Below are 25,513 nucleotides of genomic sequence, written 5' to 3'. Positions count from 1 at the left end.
ACACAAACCGCACTTACGCGTTTTTCAGCACTTCGCTGACAATCTCTACCGCTTCTTTTTCAATCTGCTGACGGTGCTCAGCGCCGAGGAAGCTTTCGCAATAGATTTTGTACGCATCTTCGGTACCGGATGGACGCGCGGCGAACCAGCCGTTTTCGGTCATCACTTTCAGACCGCCGATAGACGCACCGTTACCCGGCGCCGCCGTCAGACGCGCGGTGATCGGGTCGCCCGCCAGGGTGCTTGCGCTGACCATCTCCGGAGAGAGTTTGGACAGAGCGGCTTTCTGAGCAGAGGTCGCACCGGCCTGAATGCGGTTATAGCTTGGCGCACCAAAACGCTCCGCCAGCTCGTTGTAATGTTCCTGCGGGTTCTTACCGGTGACCGCGGTGATTTCCGCCGCCAGCAGGCACATGATGATGCCGTCTTTATCGGTTGACCACGGCGTGCCGTCGAAGCGCAGGAAGGACGCGCCCGCGCTCTCCTCACCGCCAAAGCCAAAGCTGCCGTCGTGAAGGCCGTCAACGAACCACTTGAAGCCCACCGGCACTTCTACCAGCTTGCGGCCCAGCGCCTCGACCACGCGGTCAATCATTGCGGAGGAGACCAGCGTTTTACCGACGGCTACCTCTTTGCCCCACTGCGGACGGTGCTGGAACAGGTAGTTAATCGCGACGGCCAGATAGTGGTTCGGGTTCATCAGCCCTGCCGGGGTGACGATGCCGTGACGGTCGTAATCCGGGTCGTTAGCAAACGCCAGATCGAATTTGTCGCGCAGCGCCAGCAGGCCCGCCATCGCGCACTCGGAGGAGCAGTCCATGCGGATCGCGCCGTCTTTGTCCAGGTGCATAAAGCGGAAGGTCTGATCGACGTGATCGTTCACGATGGTCAGATCCAGCTTGTAATGCTCGGCAATGCGTTTCCAGTATTCGATACCGGAGCCGCCCAGCGGATCCACGCCCAGCTTCAGGCCGGCTTTCTGGATGGCCGCCATATCGACGATTTCCGCCAGCCCTTCTACGAACGGCTGCACCAGATCCTGCTCTTTCACGTGACCGGACGCCATGGCGGCATCGAGAGAAATGCGCTTAACGCCTTTCAGATCGTTGGCTAACAGGGCGTTGGCGCGGTCTTCCACCACTTTGGTGACGTTGGTGTCTGCCGGGCCACCGTTAGGCGGGTTGTATTTAATGCCGCCGTCATCCGGCGGGTTGTGGGATGGCGTGATAACGATACCGTCAGCCAGCGCACCGCCTTTTTTGTTGTGCACCAGGATGGCGTTAGACACCGCAGGCGTTGGCGTGAAGCCGTTGTTCTCCTGAACAATCATGTCTACGCCGTTTGCCGCCAGCACTTCCAGCACGGAAATGAACGCCGGTTCAGACAGGGCGTGGGTATCTTTCCCCACGTAGCACGGACCGGTAACGCCATTTTTGGCGCGCTCTTCCGCGATAGCCTGGGCAATGGCCAGAATGTGCGGTTCGTTAAAGCTATGGCGCGCCGCGCTGCCGCGGTGACCTGATGTACCAAACTTCACTGCGTGTTCTGCGTTGCCCACGACCGGCTTCAGCACGTAATACTGGGAGGTCAGTTGAGCGACGTTAATCAAATCGCTTTGTTGTGCAGGTTGGCCTGCACGGCTGTGATTTGCCATTGCCTGGTCCTTCTGATGCAAGGGTTAAATTGTACCGCAAACCTTTTCAATCAATTCCGCCGGGAACTGCATAGACTGCATGATGTGTTCAACCATGCTGCACTTACGCCCCGTATTGGTATTGGTGATGACCCAGTACGGTGTGCCCGGGACATGCTTAGGTTTGGTTTGGTTGCCATTTTGCAGCAGCGTCTGCTCGTCGCCCGCGAAATAGACCCGCGTGCGGCCGTGCAGCGACTCGGTCGCTTCAGCAAACGCATTGTTATCCAGTGAATAAAGTGTAGACAGCACCAGCATGAAGCGATTAACCGCTTTTTTCTGCTCGGCGTATTCATCGGAGAGCAGCAGCTCGCGCATCGCGCGCACTTTATCTTTTACCTGCGCCGCGGCCGGTTTAGCTTGCGCGACAACGCTCGGCTGAGACACGACATCTTTAGCGACAGGGGTGACAGGCTGTGAGGCGGCGGAAATTTTAAGCATACGCCGTAAAATGTCGGACGCGCTCTCCCCGATATGCCGCGTTTGGCTGGCAATAAACTGATAGAGTTCGTCATCAACTTCGATTGTTTTCATCTTAATCCAGTGCGATATCTTATCTGAATACAAGTCGTTGGGATTATAGGGTCAAATCCCAACAGCGGATAGCGTCAAACCCGGTTGGCGGCAAAAGTCAGATTAAACTGGAACCTTGCAGCCGGGCGGCAGAATGGTCAACATGATACCCTAACCTGACATACGTAAAAAAAGAACTTTGCCATGAAATTGAATACCCGAGCGCAATCTGCACAATCGCCGAACAATAATCCTCCCATCGTACTGGTTCACGGGCTGTTTGGTAGCCTGGATAACCTGGGCGTGCTGGCGCGCGATCTGGTAACCGATCACGATATTTTACAGGTTGATATGCGCAATCACGGCCTTTCCGGGCGTTCCGACGAGATGACCTACGCGGCGATGGCGCAGGATCTGCTGGATACGCTGGATGCACATAACCTGAAGAAGGTAACGCCGATCGGGCATTCAATGGGAGGCAAAGCGGTAATGGCCCTGACGGCGCTTGCGCCGGAGCGTATCAACGGGCTGATTGTCATTGACGTCGCGCCTGTGGATTACAACGTCCGCCGTCACGATGAGATCTTCGCCGCCATTAATGCGGTCACAGAAGCGGGTGTCGCGACGCGCCAGCAGGCTGCCGCCGTGATGCGTGAGCATCTGGATGAGGAAGGGGTCGTGCAGTTCCTGCTGAAGTCGTTCGTCGACGGGCAATGGCGTTTTAACGTGCCGGTGCTCTGGGAGCAGTACAACAACATCGTGGGTTGGGAAAGCATTCCCGCCTGGCCGCACCCTACCCTGTTTATCCGCGGCGGGAACTCACCTTACGTCACCGACGCGTACCGTGACGCCCTGCTGGCACAATTCCCGCAGGCGCGCGCCCACGTTATCGCCGGTGCCGGACACTGGGTTCACGCCGAAAAGCCTGACGCCGTACTGCGTGCCATCCGTCGCTATCTCACTGATACAGCGAATTGATTAAAAAGACAGCGACTGGAAGTCTGCGGGCTTCCAGTCGTTGGCGTGCCGTTTTCGCTGATGTATGATGGCGCGCTTATCGCCCGGGCATTAGCAGGGCGGCGTGTTTCCCCCGAAGTCTCAGAATCATGGCCAAAGAACAAACGGACCGTACGACACTAGATCTGTTCGCGAATGAGCGTCGACCGGGACGACCGAAAACGAATCCGCTTTCGCGCGATGAACAGCTGCGTATTAATAAACGCAACCAGCTTAAACGCGATAAAAATCGTGGGCTTAAGCGTGTCGAACTGAAGCTCAATGCCGATGCCGTCGATGCACTGAATGAGCTGGCCGAGGCGCGTAACATCAGCCGCAGCGAGCTGATTGAAGAGATGTTAATCACCCAGCTTGAGACATTGCGCGGCAAGGCATAAGTCTGAAAATCTCCTTTATTACCCTTTTCATGTAGCACAGAGTGCAGTCCTGCGCGATAGCTGTTTCCGCAGGGTTGCCTGTTCTGCTATTATTGCCCTTATCCGTGGACAAATTGCGCCACCATACCATTAAGTTTCAAGAGGTTATTTTACTCATGGCAATCATCGGCATTTTCTTCGGCAGTGATACCGGCAATACCGAAAATATCGCAAAAAACATTCAAAAACAGCTCGGTAAAGACGTTGCCGATGTGCACGACATCGCCAAGAGCAGCAAAGAAGATCTCGAAGGCTATGACATCCTGCTGCTGGGCATTCCCACCTGGTACTACGGCGAAGCGCAGTGCGACTGGGATGATTTCTTCCCAACCCTGGAAGAAGTGGACTTCAACGGCAAGCTCGTTGCCCTGTTCGGCTGCGGCGATCAGGAAGACTATGCAGAGTACTTCTGCGACGCGCTGGGCACCATCCGCGACATCATTGAGCCGCGCGGTGCTGCTATCGTAGGCCACTGGCCGACGGCGGGTTACCACTTTGAAGCGTCCAAAGGCCTGGCGGATGACGACCACTTCGTGGGTCTGGCTATCGACGAAGATCGCCAGCCGGAACTCACCGCTGAGCGCGTTGAAAAATGGGTTAAGCAGGTTCGCGAAGAGCTGAACCTGGACGACATCCTTAACGCCTGATACTCCTGCGGCGCAGCTCCGGCTGCGCCCGTTTTCCAGGTAAAACCGATTAAATTAATTGCTACAAACTTTTAACTTTTTCGCTCAGACCTGTACAATATCCCCCTGGTAAAAAGTGGGTGCCATCGAACAAGTTTGTTGGTGATACCACGTTTTTATAAGCATACTTTGCTTGAGACTTGCAGTTTTCATTTAGGCATGGCAGTTCTATAATGAGACGCATTATCCCAAGTGCATTTTCTGTCACTTCTTCTTTAGAAGTGAATCGTTTAGCAACAGGACAGATTCCGCATGACTGACAACAATACCGCATTAAAGAAGGCTGGCCTGAAAGTAACGCTTCCTCGGTTAAAAATCCTTGAAGTGCTTCAGGGGCCAGACAATCACCATGTCAGTGCGGAAGACCTTTACAAGCGTCTTATCGACATGGGCGAAGAGATTGGGCTGGCAACCGTGTATCGTGTGCTGAACCAGTTCGATGACGCGGGCATTGTTACCCGTCATAATTTCGAAGGCGGTAAATCCGTTTTCGAACTGACCCAGCAGCACCACCACGATCACCTGATCTGCCTCGATTGTGGCAAGGTCATTGAATTCAGCGATGATTCAATCGAATCACGCCAGCGTGAAATCGCCGCGCGTCACGGCATCCGCCTGACCAACCACAGCCTGTACCTCTACGGTCACTGTGCAGAAGGCGATTGCCGCGAAAATGAACATGCGCACGACGCAAAATAAGTGAGTGTTCATACTCTGAGCCAGCCGTAAGGTTGGCTTTTTTTTGCCTGAAAAAAGCCCGGTGGCGCTGCGCTTACGGGGACTACGGGCTGTGACACCGTTGTAGGCCCCGTAAGCGCAGCGCCACCGGGCGTAAAGCAACTTATTTATTGTTATTGCGGATCTCGTCCCAGATCTTATCGCAACGCTTCGCTACGTCCTGATCGTTACCGGTTTTACGCGCCTGAATGCAGGCCTGATAATCCATTACGCGGACGTTCTCCTGCGTCGCGAACTGCTCATGCGCTTTCTCTTTCTTCAGCACGTTAAGCACGCTCTGACAGGCCTCGATTTTCTCCGGCGATCCTTGTGCAGTGTTGATGCAGGCGCTGTACGCCTCTTTAAGACGTGAATCCTCTTTCTGCGCCCGATCCTGCGCACACCCCACCAGCCCCGATGCCAGCAGCGCGACGATTACCATTTTTTTCATCATGTGCAGTCTCCATGTCGGCGGGACATAGCCCGCCGGCGCGTTCATCAGAAGATAGTGAATGGTGCGATAACCATGAATTTCACGTCACGCTCATCCTGGAAGATGTTGTTGTAGCCACCGCCATAGCTTGGCAGATCGGAATGGTTGTCATACTGCGTGAAGTGCAGCTTGAACATCGTGCCCTTGGCTCGACCATCCTGCAGTACATATGCTGCATCCAGGCTGTAGGCAGATTCTTTCAGGCGCTGGCTCTGATCGTAGATTGGTGCACTGCTTGGTTTTGCATCCCAGCCGTAAGCGTAGGAAGCGCCAACCGACCAGCCTGCGAGGTTCCAGTTTTTGAGATCGTACATCGCGCCGAAGAAGACCGCTTTTTCACCATTGGCGTTGAAGTCAGAGCGGTTATCCCACCAAATATCTAAGCGTCCGTTTGAGGAAGCGTAGGTTGGCGTCATGCGCTGCAGGAAGAAGCCCTGATTACCGTCTGCTTTAACCCAGGTACCTTCCAGACGAAGATCGACCTGGCCAATTTTGTAGCCAAAGGTTAAAGCCTGCAGCCAGGCCGTGCCGTCATATAAATCGTTGGCCAGCGCGACGTCATCGTTAGTCTTTAAGTTATTTTGCGCATCGGCTTTATCACGTGCGCCATAGAACTGATAGCTGGTTGAAAGCGGGCTGCCAGCGATATCAAATTTATACGATGCCTTAGCAAAATACTGATCCATATAGCCTTCAGCCTGACCAAACGCCGCTTCCAGGACAAGGTCATTTTTAAAGTCGTACTTCACACCCAAAGAGTGGAGATAATCCACTTTGGTTTTACGATCGCCCTGATAGAACTTGTCCATCTCGATGTGCCACGGCGCTTTGTACTCGTTGGTCCACATATAGGAGAAGCTCAGCGCGCCCGCATCGCCGTAGTCAAAATTCGCCCCGGCTTCTGCGCCCTGATAGGTGCCCGGCATAAAGCTCCAGTGCGGGGCTAACAGCGTCTGGCCGGTTGGCTGAATATAGCCCCCGCGCGCCCAGACCGGACCATATTTGAATTTCGCTGCGGCCTTGTACAGGCTGATACCGCTTTTATCGCCGGACCAGTCTTCTTTATAGGCTTTGTTGCTGGAGGAGAAGGCAATTTCGTTCGGGTGTGCGCTGTCGCCGTTTTCAGCCATTTCAATGGCCGTAAACGCGGCGATATCCAGACCAAACATATCGGCGACATAACCCGACTGGAAGTCCAGGTTGGCGTTCCAGGTGGAGTGAGAAAGGTTGGTTTTATATTTATCTTCTGTGACGTCTTTACGGTCACGCTCACGCTGCCAGTAATAAATACCGCCCGTGAGGGTAGAATCATCGATGAATCCTTCTGCCTTAGCTTCTGGGGTAATTACCAGGCTCGACATTGCCGTCACGCCGGCGATAGCCAGCGCCAGCGCACTACGTTTGCCACTGAACGTACGCATAGATTATTCCTCTTTGACGAATTAAAACGCCTAAAACGGCGAAAATATAAAAGACCTAATGGTCAGGGGTAGTTAGAAATACCCTCGAATTAACTACCGCCTTTAGGTTATTTTTCGCGACGCGAATTATCAATGCTTTTTAATAAGCAAAAGTCAGGATTATGACGAAGTGCACATAATTAGTAGTGCTTTGTAACATTTGCGGTGAAGCGAGGAATGACGGGATATAGCGAGATTTTTCAGGCAGTAACGCCGAAATTTTATGCCTATTTTTTGACCTTATGTAATTTGATAAATACACAAACTTTTTTTAGAAAAATAAGTAGCACCTCATTGACCTGTTTTTTGGGGAAATAGTATTTCAACAGTCCGTTAATGACATGATCGATAAATAAAAAAAACGCCGCTTACCGCGGCGTTTGTTTCTCATTGACCAGAGCAGCGATATTATTCGCCGATTTTAGCCCAGGTGTCACGCAGACCTACGGTACGGTTAAATACCGGTTTTTCTGCTGTGCTGTAGCGGCTGTCGAGACAGAAGTAACCTTCACGCTCGAACTGGAACGCTTTACCGGCTTCCGCGGCTTTCAGTGACGGTTCAGCGAAGCCCTGCTTGATAACCAGTGACTCAGGGTTAATGGTCGCCAGGAAGTCTTCTGCAGCACCTGGGTTAGGCACGCTGAACAGACGGTCGTACAGGCGGATTTCTACAGGCAGCGCATGCGTCGCGCTCACCCAGTGAATAACGCCCTTCACTTTACGACCATCAGCAGGATCTTTGCTCAGGGTCTCTGCATCGTAAGAGCAGAAGATGGTGGTGATGTTGCCTTCCGCATCTTTCTCCACGCGCTCGGCTTTGATTACGTATGCGTTACGCAGACGCACTTCTTTACCCATCACCAGACGCTTGTACTGCTTGTTCGCTTCCTCGCGGAAGTCAGCGCGATCGATCCAGATCTCGCCGCTGAACGGCACGTCGCGGGTGCCCATCTCCGGCTTGCTCGGATGGTTAGGCATAGACACCAGCTCGCTCTCGCCCTGCGGGTAGTTTTCGATTACCAGCTTAACCGGGTCGATAACCGCCATCGCGCGCGGAGCGTTTTCGTTCAGGTCTTCACGGATGCAGGACTCCAGTGAAGCGATCTCAATGGTGTTGTCCTGCTTGGTGACGCCGATACGTTTGCAGAACTCGCGGATAGACGCGGAGGTATAGCCGCGACGGCGCAGACCGGAGATGGTTGGCATACGCGGGTCATCCCAGCCTTCAACGTGCTTGTCGGTGACCAGCAGGTTCAGCTTGCGCTTGGACATCACGGTGTATTCCAGGTTCAGACGAGAGAACTCGTACTGACGTGGATGCACGGGAATGGTGATGTTGTCCAGCACCCAGTCGTACAGGCGGCGGTTGTCCTGGAACTCCAGCGTACACAGGGAGTGCGTAATGCCTTCCAGCGCATCGCTGATGCAGTGGGTGAAGTCGTACATCGGATAGATGCACCACTTGTTGCCGGTCTGGTGGTGTTCAGCAAACTTGATGCGGTACAGCACCGGATCGCGCATCACGATGAACGGAGACGCCATGTCGATTTTCGCACGCAGGCACGCTTTGCCTTCTTCGAAGCCGCCGGCACGCATTTTTTCAAACAGCGCCAGGTTCTCTTCCACGCTGCGATCGCGGAACGGGCTGTTTTTGCCCGGCGCGGTCAGCGTACCGCGATATTCACGGATTTCATCAGCAGACAGTTCGTCAACATACGCCAGACCTTTATTGATCAGTTCAACCGCGTAGGCGTACAGCTGATCGAAATAGTCAGAGGAGTAGCAGATATCGCCAGACCAGTTGAAGCCCAGCCATTGCACGTCGTTCTTGATGGACTCAACGTATTCGATGTCTTCTTTTACGGGGTTGGTGTCATCGAAACGCAGGTTGCACTGGCCCTGATAGTCTTGCGCAATACCAAAGTTCAGGCAGATAGATTTCGCATGCCCAATATGCAGGTAGCCGTTCGGCTCCGGCGGGAAACGGGTATGAATTGTGGTGTGCTTACCACTGGCCAGATCTTCATCGATGATCTGACGAATAAAGTTACTCGGGCGGGCTTCTGCCTCACTCATCGTGGATTCCTCAAAGCGTAAACAACGTATAACGGCATATGATCTTATAAGCCGGACGTAGTGACAACCCTTAAAACGTCTCTTGAGAAAATAATGGGGGCATTTGCTGCAAAAAAAAGCGGCGGAGGAAATCCCCCGCCGCTTAAGGCATGACTCTACTCAGGAGCGATTACTTGCCTTTAATCTCATACAGTGGCGTTTGGCCCGCAACAACCTGACCTTTTGCCTGAATAACCAGGCCGCTGAAGTCGTCGATGTTGCTGCACACGACCGGGCTGATCATGGAGCGCGCGTTGGCGTTCAGGAAGTCCAGATCCATTTCCAGAATCGGCTGGCCTGCCACCACTTCTGCACCCTCTTCCACCAGGCGAGTAAAGCCCTGACCGTTCAGCGCAACGGTATCAATACCCATATGGACAACGATCTCCGCGCCTTTCTCGGTTTCGAGGCAGAATGCGTGGTTGGTGTTGAAGATTTTAACGATGGTACCGGCAGCAGGAGACACAACGGTTTTATCCGTTGGCTTCACGGCCACGCCGTCACCGACCGCTTTGCTGGCGAAGGCTTCGTCTGGCACCTGCTCAATGGCAACCACGTCACCGGTGACCGGGGAAACCAGCGCGGCAATAGTCACGGCATTTGGCACAGCCTGCGGTTTTGCAGCGGCTGGTGCAGCAGCAGGTGCGGCAGAGGCTTCTGCTGCGGCGACCGGACCGGTGGTTTTCATGGCGTTAGCAATTTTCTCAGCCACGAAGCCGACGATAATCTGCACGCTGGTTTTGTTCAGGCGAATAACGCCGGAGGCACCCAGACGTTTTGCCAGCGCTTCGTTCACCAGAGAAGAGTCTTTCACGTTCAGACGCAGACGGGTGATACAGGCGTCGATACCGGTCAGGTTGTCAGATCCGCCTACTGCGGCGATGTACTGACGCGCCAGACCCGCAACATCCTGCTCTTTATCTGCGCTCACGTTCACGTCCTGACCATCCGCTTCGCTACCGGCAACCGCCAGTTCACGACCCGGAGTCATCAGGTTGAATTTAGTGATGGTGAAGCGGAACACCACGTAGTAGATAACGAAGAACACCAGACCCTGTGGGATCAGCATCCACCAGTGGGTCGCCAGCGGGTTACGGGACGACAGCACCATATCCACCAGACCGGCGCTGAAGCCGAAACCGGCAATCCACTGCATGCTTGCAGCGATGAACACGGAGATACCGGTCAGCACGGCGTGGATCACGTACAGCACTGGCGCAACGAACATGAAGGAGAATTCCAGCGGCTCGGTGATACCGGTGAAGAAGGCCGCGAACGCACCTGCCATCATGATACCCAGCACTTTCGCTTTGTTCTCTGGACGCGCGCAGTGGTAGATAGCCAGCGCTGCACCCGGCAGGCCGAACATCATGATTGGGAAGAAGCCTGCCTGATAACGACCGGTGATACCCACAACCGCTTTACCTGCTTCGATGGACTGTGCGCCACCCAGGAAGTTAGGAATATCGTTAATACCGGCAACGTCGAACCAGAACACGGAGTTCAGCGCGTGGTGCAGACCGACCGGGATCAGCAGGCGGTTGAAGAACGCGTACACGCCCGCACCGACGGAACCCAGCTTCTGGATGTGTTCACCGAAGTTCACCAGACCGTCGAAGATCACCGGCCAGATGTACATCAGGATGAACGCAACGAAGATCATCACGAAAGAGGTGAGGATCGGCACCAGACGACGGCCGCTGAAGAACGACAGCGCTTTCGGCAGCTCAACGCTGCTGAAGCGGTTGTACAGTTCCGCAGAGATAATACCGACGAGGATACCCACGAACTGGTTGCTGATCTTACCGAACGCGGCAGGCACCTGGTCCGCCGGGATCTTCTGGATCATGGAAACCGCAGCCGGGGAACAGAGCGTGGTCAGCACCAGGAAGCCCACGAAACCGGTCAGCGCCGCAGCACCGTCTTTGTCTTTGGACATACCGTAAGCCACACCAATGGCGAACAGCACGGACATGTTGTCGATGATGGCGGAACCAGACTTAATGAAGAACGCCGCTAACGCGTTGTCTCCACCCCAGCCTACCGGATCAATCCAGTAACCGACACCCATTAATATCGCTGCCGCTGGCAGCGTGGCAACCGGCACCATAAGCGCGCGGCCAACCTTTTGTAAATAACCTAGAATACTCACTTTCTTCCCCCTATGAGACCCCGTTTCAGGCACGTTCTCAGCTGTGTTTTTTATTGTGTCACTAACTATAAATACAGTTGATGATTCACTGGCATTGTGAGTGTGTGGAAAATTAATTCGTATCGCAAATTAAACACCCATTTTTTGTGATTTTTGTCACCAAATATCGTAATTAACCCTCCCTTTCACTGGCTAACAGCGAAAACTTATTTTATCATTCAAAAAATCAAGACGGATTGATCCGGCCTGAAAGGTTCCAGGTTACGCTAAAGTATCAGGCTGCAAGAATCATCCGCCCACGTTTCTACTTAAACTTTAGAGGTGAACAATGAGACTGATTCCCCTGGCAACAGCTGAACAAGTCGGTAAATGGGCTGCTCGTCATATCGTTAACCGCATTAACGCATTCAAACCAACTGCCGATCGTCCGTTCGTTCTCGGCCTTCCAACCGGCGGCACGCCGCTGACCGCCTATAAAGCACTGGTTGAGATGCACAAAGCAGGCCAGGTTAGCTTCAAGCACGTTGTGACCTTCAACATGGACGAATACGTCGGCCTGCCGAAGGAGCATCCGGAAAGCTACCATAGCTTCATGCACCGTAATTTCTTTGATCACGTTGATATTCCAGCTGAAAACATTAACCTGCTGAATGGTAACGCGCCTGATATTGACGCAGAATGCCGTCAGTACGAAGAAAAAATCCGTTCCTACGGTAAAATCCATCTGTTCATGGGCGGCGTGGGTAACGATGGTCACATCGCCTTTAACGAGCCGGCGTCTTCTCTGGCTTCCCGTACCCGCATTAAAACGCTGACCCATGACACCCGCGTGGCAAACTCCCGCTTCTTTGACGGCGACGTGAACCAGGTTCCAAAATACGCCCTGACCGTTGGCGTAGGCACCCTGCTGGATGCCGAAGAGGTGATGATTCTGGTGCTGGGCGGCGTGAAGGCGCAGGCGCTCCAGGCTGCCGTTGAAGGCAACGTTAACCACATGTGGACCATCAGCTGCCTGCAGCTGCACCCTAAAGCCGTCGTTGTGTGTGACGAACCGTCCACAATGGAGCTGAAGGTGAAAACGTTGAAATACTTCAACGAGCTGGAAGCAGAGAACATCAAAGGTCTGTAACTGAATAACCGCCTCTCAGTATAGAGGCGGTCGCTTTTTTTAAACCGGGGGTCGTTATGTACGCTTTAACCCACGGTCGGATTTATACCGGCCATGAAATTCTGGATGACCACGCGATTGTTATCGCGAATGGCCTGATTGAACGTGTTTGCCCGCTGGCCGAGCTGCCGCCGGAGATGGAACAGCGCTCACTCAATGGAGCAATAATCTCCCCCGGTTTTATCGACGTACAGCTTAACGGCTGCGGCGGCGTGCAGTTTAATGACACAGCCGATGCGGTGACGGTTGAAACGCTGGAGATCATGCAGAAAGCCAACGAGAAATCGGGCTGCACCAGCTATCTGCCCACGCTGATTACCAGCAGCGATGACCTGATGAAGCAGGGTATCCGCGTGATGCGCGAATATCTGGCGAAACATCCTAACCAGGCGCTGGGTCTGCACCTCGAAGGACCGTGGCTGAACATGGTCAAGAAAGGTACGCATAACCCGGACTACGTCCGCAAACCGGACGCTGAGCTGGTTGACTACATGTGTGCTAACGCCGATGTCATCACCAAAGTGACGCTTGCACCTGAAATGACCGGCACTGACGTTATCAGCAAGCTGGCTGCCGCCGGTATTGTAGTGTCAGCAGGTCACTCAAACGCCACGCTGAAAGAAGCCAAAGCGGGCTTCCGCGCAGGTATTACCTTTGCGACCCACCTTTATAACGCTATGCCGTATATTACGGGCCGCGAACCGGGTCTTGTCGGGGCAATTCTGGATGAGCCAGACGTTTACTGCGGCATTATCGCCGACGGCCTGCACGTCGATTACACCAACATCCGCAACGCCAAGCGCCTGAAGGGCGACAAGCTCTGTCTGGTGACAGATGCCACAGCGCCAGCAGGGGCAAATATTGAGCAGTTCATTTTTGCTGGTAAAACAATATACTACCGCAATGGACTCTGTGTGGATGAGAACGGCACGCTGAGCGGTTCTGCCCTGACGATGATTGAAGGGGTGCGTAACCTGGTCGAGCACTGCGGTATTGCCCTTGATGAAGTGCTGCGTATGGCAACGCTTTACCCGGCTCGCGCAATGGGCGTGGATAAACAGCTTGGCGGAATTGCACCGGGTATGGTTGCAAACCTGACGGCGTTCACACACGATTATAAAATTATTAAGACCATCGTTAATGGTAACGAGGTCGTCACTGAGTAAGTAAAAGTATGACACCAGGCGGACAAGCTCAAATCGGTAATGTCGATCTCGTTAAACAACTTAACAGCGCGGCAGTTTATCGCCTGATTGACTCACACGGGCCAATCTCACGCATTCAGATAGCCGAACAAAGCCAGCTTGCTCCCGCCAGCGTGACAAAAATAACGCGTCAGCTTATTGAGCGCGGCCTGATCAAAGAAGTCGATCAGCAGGCCTCCACCGGGGGGCGCCGCGCCATCTCCATCGTGACTGAAACCCGCAACTTTCAGGCCATTGGCGTCCGTCTTGGTCGTCATGACACCACCCTTACGCTCTACGATCTGAGCAGCAAAGCCATCGCCGAAGAGCACTATCCCCTGCCGGAACGCACCCAGGAGACGCTGGAACACGCGCTGCTGAACACCATCGAGCAGTTTATCGAGAGCTGTCAGCGCAAGATCCGCGAACTCATTGCTATCTCCGTGATTCTACCGGGCCTTGTCGACCCGGAAAGCGGCGTTATTCGCTATATGCCGCATATACAGGTGGAGAACTGGGGGCTGGTGGACGCGCTGGAAAAGCGCTTCAAGGTCACCTGCTTTGTGGGTCACGACATTCGCTCGCTGGCGCTGGCAGAGCACTACTTTGGTGCGAGCCAGGACTGCGAAGACTCTATTCTGGTGCGCGTTCACCGTGGTACGGGCGCGGGCATTATCTCCAACGGCCGCATTTTCATCGGCCGCAACGGCAACGTGGGCGAGATTGGCCACATTCAGGTGGAACCCCTCGGCGAGCGCTGCCACTGCGGCAACTTCGGCTGCCTTGAAACGGTAGCTGCCAACGCCGCCATCGAACACCGCGTTCGTCATCTGCTGGAACAAGGCTACCAAAGCCGCGTAACCCTGGACGACTGTAAGATCGGCGCCATCTGCAAGGCCGCCAATAAGGGCGATGCGCTGGCCTGCGAGGTTATCGAGCAGGTTGGGCGTCACCTGGGTAAAACCATCGCCATCGCCATCAACCTGTTCAACCCGCAGAAAGTGGTGATCGCCGGTGAAATTGTCGAAGCAGAAAAAGTCTTACTGCCCGCTATCGAAGGCTGCATCAATACCCAGGCGCTGAAGGCGTTTCGCCAGGGCTTACCGGTGGTGCGCTCTACGCTGGATCACCGCTCCGCGATCGGTGCTTTTGCCCTAGTAAAACGCGCCATGCTCAACGGTATTCTCCTGCAACATTTGCTGGAAAGTTGATCGGACCTTATAGTAACGCCTTCTTTTTTTGATGTCGGGAAGTCCATGACCATTAAGAATGTAATTTGTGATATCGACGGCGTGCTGATGCACGACAACGTTGCCGTGCCGGGTGCTGCGGAGTTTCTTTACCGCATCATCGACAAAGGAATGCCACTGGTTCTTCTCACGAACTACCCTTCCCAAACCGGTCAGGATCTGGCAAACCGCTTTGCCACCGCGGGCGTCAACGTCCCGGACAGCGTGTTTTATACCTCCGCAATGGCGACGGCAGATTTTCTGAAGCGTCAGGAAGGGAAAAAAGCCTACGTGGTCGGTGAAGGCGCGCTGATCCACGAACTGTATAAGGCAGGCTTTACCATTACCGACGTGAACCCGGACTTTGTGATCGTTGGCGAAACGCGCTCCTTTAACTGGGAGATGATGCATAAAGCCGCGTACTTTGTCGCCAGCGGCGCGCGTTTCATCGCCACCAACCCGGACACGCACGGCCGTGGGTTTTATCCGGCCTGCGGCGCGCTGTGCGCCGGCATCGAAAAAATCTCGGGCCGTAAGCCGTTTGTGGTCGGTAAGCCGAGCCCGTGGATCATCCGCGCCGCGCTGAACAAGATGCAGGCCCACTCCGAAGAAACCGTGATTGTCGGCGACAACCTGCGCACCGATATTCTGGCCGGTTTCCAGGCGGGTCTGGAAACCATTCTGGTGCTTTCCGGCGTCTCGCAAATTGATGACATTGACTCCATGCCCTTCCGCCCGAGCTGGATTTACCCCTCCGTCGACGAAATCGACATCATCTGATCCCAAACCACGCCTCAGGGCGTGGTTTTTCATTTTCAGCCCATAAAAATAAACACCCATCTAACGAAAGGTGCATTTTATTGCATAACCATCAATAAAAACGCTCATGACGTACTCTTTTTTCACTATTCAACAATCGCCATTGCACTTTTTTCGTTTTAGGCTGCAAAACCCTTGCGTGCCCTGCCCCTTTGCGGCATTTTCATAAGCAAGCAACATTACAAAGCAACAGGGTTAACGGAGAAGGTTATGTGTTCAATTTTTGGCGTACTGGATATTAAAACTGACGCGGGCGAACTGCGTAAAAAGGCACTCGAACTGTCCCGCCTGATGCGCCATCGCGGTCCGGACTGGTCCGGCGTTTACGCCAGCAATAAAGCGATTCTGGCTCACGAACGTCTGTCCATTGTTGACGTCAACGCCGGTGCACAGCCGCTGTATAACGAGAAAAAAACGCACGCGCTGGCCGTCAACGGTGAGATCTACAACCATCAGGCGCTGCGCGCCGAATACGGCGACCGCTACGCGTTCCAGACCGGTTCCGACTGTGAAGTGATCCTGGCGCTGTATCAGGAGAAAGGTCCGGAGTTCCTGGACGATCTGCAGGGCATGTTTGCCTTCGCCCTGTACGACAGCGAAAAAGACGCCTATCTGATTGGCCGCGACCACATCGGCATTATCCCGCTGTACATGGGCCACGATGAGCACGGCAACTTCTACGTTGCCTCCGAAATGAAAGCCCTGGTCCCGGTGTGCCGCACCATCAAAGAGTTCCCGGCGGGCAGCTACCTGTGGAGCAAAGACGGCGAGATCCGCCAGTACTACCAGCGCGACTGGTTCGACTATGACGCGGTGAAAGACAACGTGACTGACAAAGCCGAGCTGCGTCAGGCGCTGGAAGATTCCGTAAAAAGCCACCTGATGTCAGACGTGCCGTACGGCGTGCTGCTCTCCGGCGGGCTGGACTCCTCCGTGATCTCTGCGATCACCAAGAAGTTCGCCGCGCGTCGCGTGGAGGATCAGGAGCGCTCTGAAGCCTGGTGGCCGCAGCTGCACTCCTTCGCCGTGGGCCTGGAAGGCGCACCTGACCTGAAGGCCGCGCAGGAAGTGGCAAACCATCTCGGCACCGTGCACCATGAGATTCACTTCACCGTGCAGGAAGGCCTGGATGCGATCCGCGATGTGATCTATCACATTGAAACCTATGACGTGACCACCATCCGCGCCTCTACGCCGATGTACCTGATGTCGCGTAAGATCAAGGCGATGGGCATCAAGATGGTGCTCTCCGGTGAAGGTTCCGACGAAGTGTTTGGCGGCTATCTTTACTTCCATAAGGCGCCAAACGCCAAAGAGCTGCACGAAGAAACCGTGCGTAAGCTGCAGGCGCTGCATATGTTTGACTGCGCGCGTGCCAACAAAGCAATGTCCGCCTGGGGCGTGGAAGCGCGCGTGCCCTTCCTGGACAAGGCTTTCCTCGACGTGGCGATGCGCATTAACCCGCAGGATAAAATGTGCGGCAACGGCAAAATGGAAAAACATATCCTGCGCGAATGCTTCGAATCCTACCTGCCGGCAAGCGTTGCGTGGCGTCAGAAAGAGCAGTTCTCCGATGGCGTTGGTTACAGCTGGATCGACACCCTGAAAGAGGTAGCGGCAAAACAGGTTTCTGACCAACAGCTGGAAACCGCAAGCTTCCGCTTCCCGTACAACACGCCGGGTTCCAAAGAAGCGTATCTGTACCGCGAGATTTTCGAAGAGCTGTTCCCGGTTCCGAGTGCCGCGGAGTGTGTGCCGGGTGGCCCGTCCGTCGCCTGCTCTTCCGCCAAAGCCATTGAATGGGATGAATCGTTCAAATCCATGAACGATCCGTCAGGACGCGCGGTAGGCGTTCACCAGTCAGCCTATAAATAAGGTTCAGAATGCAATCAGGCCCTCCGGGGCCTGATTTTTTTTTGCCTCACTTTTCATCGCTTAAAACCGATTAATAACCAATAATTGTCGAATATTCGGCCTCGCTGTTCGCAACCTAACCAAACGATCGCATTCCGGCTATTTTCGTTGAAAAAGGTGTTGACGCTGCAAGGGTCTATACGCATAATGCGCCCCGCAACGCCGATAAGGTAACGCGAAAAAAAGATGGCTACGTAGCTCAGTTGGTTAGAGCACATCACTCATAATGATGGGGTCACAGGTTCGAATCCCGTCGTAGCCACCATCTTTTTTGCGGGAGTGGCGAAATTGGTAGACGCACCAGATTTAGGTTCTGGCGCCGCAAGGTGTGCGAGTTCAAGTCTCGCCTCCCGCACCATTCCCAGGTAAGCGTTGCACGGATGGGGTATCGCCAAGCGGTAAGGCACCGGTTTTTGATACCGGCATTCCCTGGTTCGAATCCAGGTACCCCAGCCATATTTCTTCGATTTTGCGGTTCTCCGCGGTATTGGGGTATCGCCAAGCGGTAAGGCACCGGTTTTTGATACCGGCATTCCCTGGTTCGAATCCAGGTACCCCAGCCATCGAAGATTGCAGTACTGGCTACGTAGCTCAGTTGGTTAGAGCACATCACTCATAATGATGGGGTCACAGGTTCGAATCCCGTCGTAGCCACCATATTAGTAATCTGTCGAATGTTTCGATAGACTAGAAAAAATTGTTGGGGTATCGCCAAGCGGTAAGGCTCTGGTTTCTGATACCAGCATTCCGAGGTTCGAATCCTCGTACCCCAGCCAATTTAAAAAGTCGTTAAGCAGTCTGTTTAACGCAATTGGGGTGTCGCCAAGCGGTAAGGCACTGGTTTCTGATACCAGCATTCCGGGGTTCGAATCCCTGCACCCCAGCCACTCAAGTAACAAAAAAGCCCGCTCTGCGGGCTTTTTTGTTTTTGTCGTTCAGAATAGTGCGGCCTGATGCCCTCACCCTGGCCCTCTCCCACGGGGAGAGGGAATAAAGATTAAAGTCCTAAGGCGTATTTCAGCGCCTGACGCTTCAAACCACCCGCACGCTCTGCCGCCATCAATCCAATATTACGCAAAATGCGCACCGGCCCCAGGTCGTTGCTGAATCCGGCGTAGAACAGATCCATCCCCGACTGCATGATGAAGTTATCCGCCATGCGCCGCGTCTGGTAGCGCTTCAGCACCTGATGGCTGGCCCAGGTTTCCGCATGGCCGCGCGCGTTGCTCAGCACGTCCAGTAAGGCGTCAACGTCACGGTATCCAAGATTTACGCCCTGCCCGGCCAGCGGGTGAATGGTGTGTGCCGCATCACCCACCAGCGCTAACCCCTCGCGGGCATACTGCAGGGCATGGCGGCGCGTGAGGGGAAATGCCCCAGCCGCAACCGGCGTGACGCGACCCAGGCGGCTCGGGAAATGCAGCATAATCTCACGCTGTAATTGTTCCATCGAAAGCCCCTGCAGCTGGCGAATGCGCGCCGGTTTGTCGTACCACACCAGCGACGCCCAGCTATCAAACAGCGGTAAAAACGCGTGCGGGCCGTTCGGGGTGAAGTGCTGCCAGGTGCTTTCGCCGGGCGCATTTTCAGACTGAACGGTGATCAGCATGCAGGACTGCTGATACTGCCAGGCGTGAACGCCAATTCCGGCCATCTGTCTGACCTGCGAGTTGGCGCCATCGGCTCCCACCACCAGCTTCACGGCCAGCTCGTCATCGTTGTCCAGCGTCAGAATATAGCCACCGTCATGACGATGCAGCGCCTTGAGCGAGGCAGGCACGCGCAGCGTCACCTTTGGATGCGCCTCCAGCGCCTGCCAGAGCGCGAGCTGGAGCACGTTATTCTCTACCATATAGCCCAGGCGCGGCAGCTTCAGCTCGGCGGCATCAAACGCGACGTGGGCATTTTCCCACTCCCAGGTTTCGAGGCGGCTATAGGGATGCGCACGCATCGCCAGCACCGCCTCCCAGACGCCCAGCCCGCGCAGCAGATCGACCGACGCCGCGCTGATGGCAGAAATGCGCACGTCAGGTTTGCTGGCAGGATCGAAGGCCGGCGGAGCAGCCTGTTCAATTACCGTTACCTCGAATCCCTGCTGTGCCAGCCCCAGCGCCAGCGCGCCGCCGACCATACCGCCGCCGACAACGGCAACTTCGGTGTGTTGGAGTGTCATGGTCATTTTTCCTTATTGGAGAATCCCTTAAGTTTACCGGATTTTTGTGGTCTTGAGACGCATAACCTTCACACTGGTCACAACCCCACCAAAGCATTACAATACGCGGCTTGCAATCCTGAGCTGAGCAAGTCGATGACTAAAAAACTCCATATAAAAACCTGGGGCTGTCAGATGAACGAATACGATTCATCCAAGATGGCCGATCTGCTGGATTCAACCCACGGATACCAGCTGACAGAAAACGTGAAAGAAGCGGACGTGCTGCTGCTTAACACCTGTTCGATCCGTGAAAAAGCGCAGGAAAAAGTCTTTCACGTATTAGGCCGCTGGAAGCTTCTCAAGCGTAAAAATCCGGACCTGATCATCGGCGTGGGCGGCTGCGTCGCGTCGCAGGAAGGTAAGCTGATCCGCCAGAGAGCCCCGTATGTGGACATTGTCTTTGGCCCTCAGACACTGCACCGCCTGCCTGAGATGATCAACAAGGTTCGCGGCAGCCGTAGCCCGGTCGTTGACGTCAGCTTCCCGGAGATCGAAAAGTTTGACCGTCTGCCAGAGCCGCGCGCCGATGGCCCGACCGCCTTCGTCTCCATCATGGAAGGCTGCAACAAATACTGTACTTACTGCGTGGTGCCTTACACCCGTGGTGAAGAGGTCAGCCGCCCGGCGGACGATATTCTGTTTGAAATCGCGCAGCTTGCCGCGCAGGGCGTTCGCGAAGTTAACCTGCTGGGCCAGAACGTTAACGCCTGGCGCGGTGAGAACTACGACGGCACCATCGGCAGCTTTGCCGAACTGCTGCGCCTGGTAGCCGCGATTGACGGTATCGACCGTATCCGCTTTACCACCAGCCATCCAATGGAGTTCACCGACGACATCATTGACGTGTACCGCGATACGCCAGAGCTGGTGAGCTTCCTGCACCTGCCGATTCAGTGCGGCTCCGACCGCGTGCTCAACCTTATGGGCCGCCCGCATACGGTGCTGGAGTACAAATCCACCATCCGCAAACTGCTTGCCGCGCGTCCGGATATTCAGATCAGCTCCGACTTTATCGTCGGCTTCCCTGGCGAAACCACCGACGACTTCGAACGCACCATGAAGCTCATCGGCGAGGTAAACTTCGACGTCAGCTACAGCTTCATCTTCTCTGCGCGTCCGGGAACCCCAGCCGCAGATATGGTTGACGATGTGCCGGAAGAAGAAAAAAAGCAGCGTCTGTATATTCTGCAGGAGCGCATCAACCAGCAGGCCAACGCCTGGAGCCGTCGGATGCTCGGAACCGTCCAGCGTATTCTGGTAGAAGGCACCTCGCGCAAGAGCATTATGGAACTGTCCGGTCGTACCGAGAACAACCGCGTGGTGAACTTTGAAGGCACGCCGGACCTGATCGGTAAATTCGTGGACGTCGAAATTGTCGACGTGCTGACCAACTCCCTGCGCGCGAAGCTGGTACGCACCGAGGACGAAATGGGCCTGCGAATTGCTGAATCGCCGGAATCCGTTATTTCTCGCACCCGCAAAGTCAACGATTCTGGCGTGGGCATTTACCAGCCGTAATCCTTCAGGCCTGCCTTTCCGGCAGGCCTTGTATTTCCTCTCATCGTCCCCAATATGCATAGCAATGCTTGCGCCTTTTTTCTCAGGCGTGAATACTTTCGGTATGACAGTTTTATGATGCCAGGCCTACAAAACACTCAAAGAGGAACGGTTTGAATATAGACACGCGTGAAATTAGCCTTGAGCCTGCAGACAACGCTCGCCTGCTGAGCCTGTGCGGGCCGTTTGATGACAACATCAAGCAACTGGAGCGACGTCTGGGTATCGAAATCAATCGTCGCGATAACCATTTCAAACTCACCGGACGCCCTATCTGCGTCAACGCGGCGGCGGATATCCTGCGCAGCCTGTATGTCGATACCGCCCCGATGCGCGGCGAGACCCAAGATATCGAGCCGGAACAAATTCACCTCGCCATTAAAGAAGCGCGCGTGCTTGAGCAGAGCGCGGAAAGCGTGCCGGACTACGGCAAGGCGATCAATATTAAGACCAAGCGTGGCGTGATTAAGCCGCGCACGCCGAACCAGGCGCAGTACATCGCCAACATCCTCGACCACGACATCACCTTCGGCGTGGGCCCGGCGGGTACGGGTAAAACCTATCTGGCGGTTGCCGCTGCGGTGGATGCCCTGGAGCGTCAGGACGTGCGTCGTATTCTGCTGACCCGCCCTGCCGTTGAAGCGGGTGAAAAGCTCGGCTTCCTGCCGGGCGATTTAAGTCAGAAAGTGGACCCGTATCTGCGTCCGCTCTACGACGCGCTGTTCGAAATGCTCGGCTTTGAGAAGGTTGAAAAGCTGATTGAGCGTAACGTGATCGAAGTTGCGCCGCTGGCCTACATGCGCGGGCGCACGCTTAACGACGCGTTTATCATTCTTGATGAGAGCCAGAACACCACCATCGAACAGATGAAGATGTTCCTGACGCGTATCGGCTTTAACTCAAAAGCGGTTATCACCGGCGACGTCACCCAGATCGACCTGCCGCGCAGCACCAAGTCTGGCCTGCGCCACGCTATCGAAGTGCTCGCTGAAGTCGACGAAATTAGCTTTAACTTCTTCCACAGCGAAGACGTGGTGCGCCACCCGGTGGTCGCGCGCATCGTTAACGCCTATGAAGCCTGGGAAGAGGCAGATCAAAAACGTAAGGCCGAACTGGCCGCGGAACGCAAGCGCGACGCGCAGGAGCAAGAGAATAAATGAGTCAGGCGATCCTCGATTTACAGCTGGCCTGTGAAGATAATTCCGGTCTGCCAGAAGAGGCACAGTTTCAGAAATGGCTGGATGCGGTTATCCCCCAGTTTCAGGAAGAATCAGAAGTCACGATTCGCCTGGTGGATGAAGCAGAAAGCCACGAGCTTAACCTGACCTACCGCGGGAAAGATAAGCCGACCAACGTGCTCTCTTTCCCGTTCGAAGCGCCGCCCGGGATTGAGATGCCGCTGCTGGGGGATCTGATCATCTGCCGTCAGGTGGTTGAACAGGAAGCGAAAGAGCAGCAGAAGCCGCTTGAGGCCCACTGGGCGCATATGGTGGTGCACGGCAGCCTGCACCTGCTGGGCTACGATCACATTGAAGATGACGAAGCGGAAGAGATGGAGTCCCTCGAGACAGAGATAATGCTTGCTCTGGGCTATGAGGATCCGTACATTGCCGAGAAAGAATAGTCAGTCTATTGACCGACTACCGTGCCGCCGCGTAAGGACATCACGCGGCGGCAAACGTTGAACTCACAAGAGAACCCTTAACAAACGCCATGAGCGACGACAATTCACACAGTAGCGACACGACAAACGGTAAAAAGGGATTTTTCTCCCTCATTCTGAACCAGCTTTTCCACGGCGAACCGAAAAACCGTGATGAACTGCTGGAGCTGATTCGTGATTCCGGGCAGAACGACCTTATCGACGAAGATACGCGCGAAATGCTCGAAGGGGTGATGGACATCGCCGACCAGCGCGTCCGCGATATTATGATCCCCCGCTCGCAGATGATTACCCTGAAACGTAACCAGACGCTGGACGAGTGCCTCGATGTGATCATCGAATCCGCCCACTCGCGTTTCCCGGTCATCAGCGAAGACAAAGATCACATCGAAGGGATTTTGATGGCCAAAGATCTGCTGCCGTTTATGCGCAGCGATGCCGAAGCCTTCAGCATGGAAAAAGTGTTACGCCAGGCGGTGGTTGTGCCGGAAAGCAAGCGTGTGGATCGGATGCTGAAAGAGTTTCGCTCTCAGCGCTACCACATGGCGATTGTTATTGATGAATTTGGCGGCGTGTCCGGTCTGGTCACGATCGAGGATATCCTTGAGCTGATCGTCGGCGAAATCGAAGACGAGTATGACGAAGAAGAAGATATCGACTTCCGTCAGCTCAGCCGCCACACCTGGACCGTGCGCGCGCTGGCCTCCATTGAGGACTTCAACGACGCTTTCGGCACCCACTTCAGCGATGAAGAGGTTGATACCATCGGCGGGCTGGTGATGCAGGCCTTTGGTCATCTTCCGGCGCGCGGTGAGACCGTTGACATCGACGGTTACCAATTCAAAGTCGCCATGGCCGACAGCCGACGTATTATTCAGGTTCACGTCAGAACACCGGACGACTCACCGGTGCCAAAACTGGAAGATTAATGTAAATGGCATTTGCCCCATTACTTGAACGCCAGCGCGTCCGTTTGCTGCTGGCGCTGTTGCTCGGAGCCAGCGGTACGCTGGCTTTTTCTCCTTATGACATCTGGCCCGCGGCCATTCTCTCCCTGATGGGGCTGCAGGGCCTGACCCTGAATCGTCGTCCGGTACAGGCTGCCGCCATCGGCTACTTCTGGGGGCTGGGGCTGTTTGGCTCAGGCATCAACTGGGTCTACGTCAGCATCGCGCAGTTTGGCGGCATGCCGGGGCCGGTTAACGTCTTCCTCGTTGTGCTGCTCGCGGCGTATCTCTCGCTCTATACCGGCCTGTTCGCCGGCATTCTCTCCCGCCTGTGGCCTAAAACCACCTGGCTGCGCGTGGCCATTGCCGCGCCGGTTGTCTGGCAAATTACCGAGTTCCTGCGCGGCTGGGTACTCACCGGCTTCCCGTGGCTGCAGTTCGGCTACAGCCAGATTGACGGCCCGCTGAAAGGGCTGGCACCGGTGATGGGCGTTGAAGCGATTAACTTCCTGCTGATGGTCGTGAGCGGCCTGCTGGTACTGGCGCTGGTGACGCGCTGCTGGAAGCCGCTGGCCGTGGCGCTGGTGCTGTTCGCCCTGCCCTTCCCGCTGCGCTATATCCAGTGGTATACCCTCGTTCCGGAACGCGCCATGCAGGTATCCATGGTGCAGGGCGATATCCCGCAGTCTATGAAGTGGGACGAAAAAGAGCTGTTGAATACGCTGAAGATCTACGCCAACGCCACCGAAAAGGTGATGGGTAAATCGCAGCTGATTATCTGGCCGGAGTCCGCTATTCCCGATCTGGAAATTAACCAGCAGCCGTTCCTCAACATGATGAACGACCTGCTGCTGGCGCGCGGCAGCACGCTGATCACCGGGATTGTTGACGCACGCCTGAATCAGCAGAACCGCTACGATACCTACAACACCATCATTACGCTCGGCAAGGATAGCGAATACAGCTACGGCTCCACCGACCGTTACAACAAGAACCACCTGGTGCCGTTCGGTGAATTCGTGCCGCTGGAGTCAATTCTTCGCCCGCTGGCACCGTTCTTTGACCTGCCGATGTCCTCATTCAGCCGCGGTCCGTACGTTCAGCCTCAGCTGCACGCCCACAACCTCGCCCTGACGGCGGCTATTTGCTACGAGATCATCCTCGGCGAGCAGGTGCGCGATAACTTCCGTCCGGATACCGACTTCCTGCTGACCATCTCTAATGATGCATGGTTTGGTAAGTCTATTGGCCCGTGGCAGCACTTCCAGATGGCGCGCATGCGTTCCCTGGAGCTGGCGCGTCCGCTGCTGCGCAGCACCAACAACGGCATCACCGCCGTGATTGGTCCGCAGGGTGAAATTCAGGCGATGATCCCGCAGTTTACCCGTGAGGTACTGACCACGAAAGTCACGCCAACCACGGGGCTGACGCCGTACGCCCGCACCGGGAACTGGCCGCTGTGGATTTTGACCGCACTGTTCGGCTTTGGCGCCGTGCTGATGAGCCTGCGTCAGCGTCGTAAATAACCTCACCTTCTGTTGCCGGGTCGCGCTGA

Annotated in this window: 21 protein-coding genes and 7 tRNA genes; 21 read left to right on the top strand and 7 right to left on the bottom strand. The window is 55.0% G+C overall.

All coding sequences use genetic code 11. From position 1 onward, the window contains the following. Positions 1-13: 13 nt before the first annotated feature. A complete protein-coding gene (gene pgm, locus VPX56_RS06850) occupies positions 14-1,654 on the bottom strand; it encodes a phosphoglucomutase (alpha-D-glucose-1,6-bisphosphate-dependent) (protein WP_326470711.1) in 1,641 nt (546 codons plus the stop codon). A gap of 24 nt (positions 1,655-1,678) precedes the next feature. Further along, on the bottom strand, positions 1,679-2,227 hold the full coding sequence (seqA, locus tag VPX56_RS06845) for a replication initiation negative regulator SeqA (protein ID WP_326470709.1): 549 nt from the start codon (positions 2,225-2,227) through the stop codon (positions 1,679-1,681). A 183-nt stretch (positions 2,228-2,410) separates the two neighbouring features. On the opposite strand from seqA, the gene ybfF reads away from it, so the two are divergent. The 4 genes from ybfF to fur all read left to right on the top strand — a co-directional run bounded on the left by ybfF (position 2,411) and on the right by fur (position 5,024). Beyond that, positions 2,411-3,184 (top strand): esterase, encoded by a 774-nt coding sequence (ybfF, locus tag VPX56_RS06840; protein WP_131633046.1) that lies wholly within the window; start codon positions 2,411-2,413, stop codon positions 3,182-3,184. 128 nt (positions 3,185-3,312) lie between these two features. Continuing rightward, entirely contained in the window at positions 3,313-3,600 is a 288-nt protein-coding gene (gene ybfE, locus VPX56_RS06835) for a LexA regulated protein (protein ID WP_131633047.1), read from the top strand. Positions 3,601-3,755: 155 nt separating this feature from the next. Next, on the top strand, positions 3,756-4,286 hold the full coding sequence (gene fldA, locus VPX56_RS06830; RefSeq protein WP_003858653.1) for a flavodoxin FldA: 531 nt from the start codon (positions 3,756-3,758) through the stop codon (positions 4,284-4,286). A 291-nt stretch (positions 4,287-4,577) separates the two neighbouring features. Continuing rightward, on the top strand, positions 4,578-5,024 hold the full coding sequence (gene fur / locus VPX56_RS06825; RefSeq protein ID WP_003858655.1) for a ferric iron uptake transcriptional regulator: 447 nt from the start codon (positions 4,578-4,580) through the stop codon (positions 5,022-5,024). Positions 5,025-5,166: 142 nt separating this feature from the next. Here the strand turns inward: fur and chiQ are convergent, their stop codons facing one another. The 4 genes from chiQ to nagE form a co-directional block, all read right to left on the bottom strand. Continuing rightward, entirely contained in the window at positions 5,167-5,493 is a 327-nt protein-coding gene (gene chiQ, locus VPX56_RS06820; RefSeq protein WP_131633409.1) for a ChiQ/YbfN family lipoprotein, read from the bottom strand. Positions 5,494-5,540: 47 nt separating this feature from the next. Next, the gene (gene chiP, locus VPX56_RS06815) at positions 5,541-6,956 is read right to left on the bottom strand and encodes a chitoporin ChiP (protein ID WP_326470706.1); all 1,416 of its coding nucleotides are present in this window, start codon (positions 6,954-6,956) and stop codon (positions 5,541-5,543) included. A 447-nt stretch (positions 6,957-7,403) separates the two neighbouring features. Beyond that, a complete protein-coding gene (gene glnS / locus VPX56_RS06810; protein ID WP_131633049.1) occupies positions 7,404-9,071 on the bottom strand; it encodes a glutamine--tRNA ligase in 1,668 nt (555 codons plus the stop codon). Between the two features lie 169 nt (positions 9,072-9,240). Next, positions 9,241-11,262: an N-acetylglucosamine-specific PTS transporter subunit IIBC gene (gene nagE / locus VPX56_RS06805; RefSeq protein WP_326470704.1), complete on the bottom strand. Its 2,022-nt coding sequence runs from the start codon at positions 11,260-11,262 to the stop codon at positions 9,241-9,243. 328 nt (positions 11,263-11,590) lie between these two features. On the opposite strand from nagE, the gene nagB reads away from it, so the two are divergent. From nagB to VPX56_RS06745, 12 genes are all read left to right on the top strand, one after another. Beyond that, positions 11,591-12,391 carry a glucosamine-6-phosphate deaminase gene (nagB, locus tag VPX56_RS06800; RefSeq protein ID WP_010428635.1) on the top strand — a complete coding sequence of 267 codons (801 nt, stop codon included), beginning with the start codon at positions 11,591-11,593 and terminating at the stop codon, positions 12,389-12,391. A 56-nt stretch (positions 12,392-12,447) separates the two neighbouring features. After that, complete coding sequence (gene nagA / locus VPX56_RS06795) at positions 12,448-13,596, top strand: N-acetylglucosamine-6-phosphate deacetylase (protein ID WP_326470701.1); 1,149 nt, start codon at positions 12,448-12,450, stop codon at positions 13,594-13,596. 8 nt (positions 13,597-13,604) lie between these two features. Then, positions 13,605-14,825 (top strand): DNA-binding transcriptional regulator NagC, encoded by a 1,221-nt coding sequence (gene nagC / locus VPX56_RS06790; RefSeq protein ID WP_131633053.1) that lies wholly within the window; start codon positions 13,605-13,607, stop codon positions 14,823-14,825. A 45-nt stretch (positions 14,826-14,870) separates the two neighbouring features. Next, the gene (nagD, locus tag VPX56_RS06785; RefSeq protein WP_131633054.1) at positions 14,871-15,623 is read left to right on the top strand and encodes a ribonucleotide monophosphatase NagD; all 753 of its coding nucleotides are present in this window, start codon (positions 14,871-14,873) and stop codon (positions 15,621-15,623) included. 249 nt (positions 15,624-15,872) lie between these two features. After that, positions 15,873-17,537 (top strand): asparagine synthase B, encoded by a 1,665-nt coding sequence (asnB, locus tag VPX56_RS06780; RefSeq protein ID WP_326470698.1) that lies wholly within the window; start codon positions 15,873-15,875, stop codon positions 17,535-17,537. 227 nt (positions 17,538-17,764) lie between these two features. Further along, positions 17,765-17,841 (top strand) — tRNA-Met (locus VPX56_RS06775). A gap of 8 nt (positions 17,842-17,849) precedes the next feature. Continuing rightward, positions 17,850-17,934 (top strand) — tRNA-Leu (locus tag VPX56_RS06770). A 23-nt stretch (positions 17,935-17,957) separates the two neighbouring features. Beyond that, a tRNA-Gln gene (locus VPX56_RS06765) sits at positions 17,958-18,032 on the top strand. A 32-nt stretch (positions 18,033-18,064) separates the two neighbouring features. Then, positions 18,065-18,139 (top strand) — tRNA-Gln (locus tag VPX56_RS06760). 17 nt (positions 18,140-18,156) lie between these two features. After that, positions 18,157-18,233 (top strand) — tRNA-Met (locus VPX56_RS06755). Positions 18,234-18,277: 44 nt separating this feature from the next. After that, positions 18,278-18,352: transfer RNA gene (locus VPX56_RS06750), tRNA-Gln, on the top strand. A gap of 36 nt (positions 18,353-18,388) precedes the next feature. Next, positions 18,389-18,463 (top strand) — tRNA-Gln (locus VPX56_RS06745). A 110-nt stretch (positions 18,464-18,573) separates the two neighbouring features. Here the strand turns inward: VPX56_RS06745 and ubiF are convergent. Beyond that, the gene (gene ubiF, locus VPX56_RS06740; protein ID WP_326470696.1) at positions 18,574-19,749 is read right to left on the bottom strand and encodes a 3-demethoxyubiquinol 3-hydroxylase; all 1,176 of its coding nucleotides are present in this window, start codon (positions 19,747-19,749) and stop codon (positions 18,574-18,576) included. A gap of 135 nt (positions 19,750-19,884) precedes the next feature. Between ubiF and miaB the strand changes: the two genes are divergently transcribed. From miaB to lnt, 5 genes are all read left to right on the top strand, one after another. Beyond that, positions 19,885-21,309, top strand: coding sequence for a tRNA (N6-isopentenyl adenosine(37)-C2)-methylthiotransferase MiaB (gene miaB / locus VPX56_RS06735; protein WP_263610541.1), 1,425 nt, complete (start codon positions 19,885-19,887; stop codon positions 21,307-21,309). A 152-nt stretch (positions 21,310-21,461) separates the two neighbouring features. Next, complete coding sequence (locus VPX56_RS06730) at positions 21,462-22,508, top strand: PhoH family protein (RefSeq protein WP_131633058.1); 1,047 nt, start codon at positions 21,462-21,464, stop codon at positions 22,506-22,508. Then, positions 22,505-22,972 carry an rRNA maturation RNase YbeY gene (ybeY, locus tag VPX56_RS06725; protein ID WP_131633059.1) on the top strand — a complete coding sequence of 156 codons (468 nt, stop codon included), beginning with the start codon at positions 22,505-22,507 and terminating at the stop codon, positions 22,970-22,972. Before VPX56_RS06730 ends, ybeY begins: the two co-directional genes overlap by 4 nt. A gap of 89 nt (positions 22,973-23,061) precedes the next feature. Further along, positions 23,062-23,940 (top strand): CNNM family magnesium/cobalt transport protein CorC, encoded by an 879-nt coding sequence (gene corC, locus VPX56_RS06720; RefSeq protein WP_131633060.1) that lies wholly within the window; start codon positions 23,062-23,064, stop codon positions 23,938-23,940. Positions 23,941-23,945: 5 nt separating this feature from the next. Continuing rightward, positions 23,946-25,484 carry an apolipoprotein N-acyltransferase gene (lnt, locus tag VPX56_RS06715; RefSeq protein ID WP_326470691.1) on the top strand — a complete coding sequence of 513 codons (1,539 nt, stop codon included), beginning with the start codon at positions 23,946-23,948 and terminating at the stop codon, positions 25,482-25,484. The last annotated feature ends 29 nt before the right edge of the window (positions 25,485-25,513 follow it).

The sequence above is a fragment of the Enterobacter wuhouensis genome (genome assembly GCF_035835995.1).
Taxonomy (GTDB): Bacteria; Pseudomonadota; Gammaproteobacteria; order Enterobacterales; family Enterobacteriaceae; genus Enterobacter; species Enterobacter wuhouensis.
Note: the sequence above shows the minus strand (reverse complement) of the source record. Positions and strands in the feature narration are given on the sequence as shown.